The organism is Sphingomonas arabinosi (assembly GCF_036663715.1).
GTDB lineage: Bacteria > Pseudomonadota > Alphaproteobacteria > Sphingomonadales > Sphingomonadaceae > Sphingomonas.
Window position 1 is genome coordinate 1 of the sequence record NZ_JAXOJN010000063.1, and the last position, 1,022, is coordinate 1,022.

A 1,022-nucleotide genomic window follows, 5' to 3' on the forward strand; every position below is an offset into this window, starting at 1 on the left:
TGCCTCGATCCGATCCCGGTGGCGTGCGAGATCGTCACCGCGCTCAGCACCTTCATCGCGCGCCAGATCGCGGTGACCGATCCGGCGGTGCTGTCGATCACCAAGATCGATGCCGGCTCGGCCTATAATATCGTGCCCGAATGCGTCGAGATGAAGGGCACGCTGCGCACGCTTTCGAACGCCACGCGCGAGCAGGCGCAGGCCGGGATCGCCCGCGTGGTCGAGCATGTCGCGCTGGCGCATGGCTGCACCGCGGAGTTGCGCATCGACGAAGGCTATCCGGTGACCGAGAACGATCCGCGCGCCGTGGCGATGATCCGCGCCGTCGCCGAGCGGATCGGCGCCTATGAAACGATGCCCGCGCCGATGATGGGCGGGGAAGACTTTTCCTACGTGCTGCGGGAGATACCGGGCGCGATGGCGTTCGTCGGCGTGGCGCCCGAGGGCAGCGACCCGCGCACCAACCCGCCGCTGCACAATACCAAGATGACGATCCGCGAGGATGTCATGGCCAAGGGCGTGGCGATGCATTGCGCGCTCGCCGAGCGGTTCTTGAACCACGGCTTCGATTGATCCCATCCCGTCACCCCAGCGAACGCTGGGGTCTTTACGGGGCGGGTGCAGCACCTGCCCCCTACAGACCCCAGCTTTCGCTGGGGTGACGGTATTGGCTGGGCAACGGCAATGGTTGGGGTGACGAAAACGCCCATTCCCGTTAGAGCCGCCGCATGACGACTGACCTGCGCACCGCCGCCCTCGACTCCAAAGCCTGGCCCTATGAGGAAGCGCGCAAGCTGCTCAAGCGCTATCCTGATGGCGCGCCGGCCAAAGGCCATGTGCTGTTCGAAACGGGCTATGGCCCGTCGGGCCTGCCGCATATCGGCACGTTCAACGAAGTGCTGCGCACGACGATGGTGCGGCGCGCGTTCGAAACCTTGTCCGACATCCCCACCCGGCTGATTGCGTTCAGCGACGATATGGACGGGCTGCGCAAGGTGCCCGACAATGTGCCCAACAAGGAG

Annotated in this window: 1 protein-coding gene and 1 pseudogene; both read left to right on the plus strand. The window is 65.6% G+C overall.

The window, feature by feature from the left end:
- Positions 1-573 (plus strand): M20 metallopeptidase family protein (locus tag U1708_RS20650; protein WP_332748177.1); only part of this gene is annotated, 573 nt, incomplete at its 5' end.
- 155 nt (positions 574-728) lie between these two features.
- A pseudogene (gene lysK / locus U1708_RS20655) lies at positions 729-1,022 on the plus strand (lysine--tRNA ligase); the annotation flags it as partial.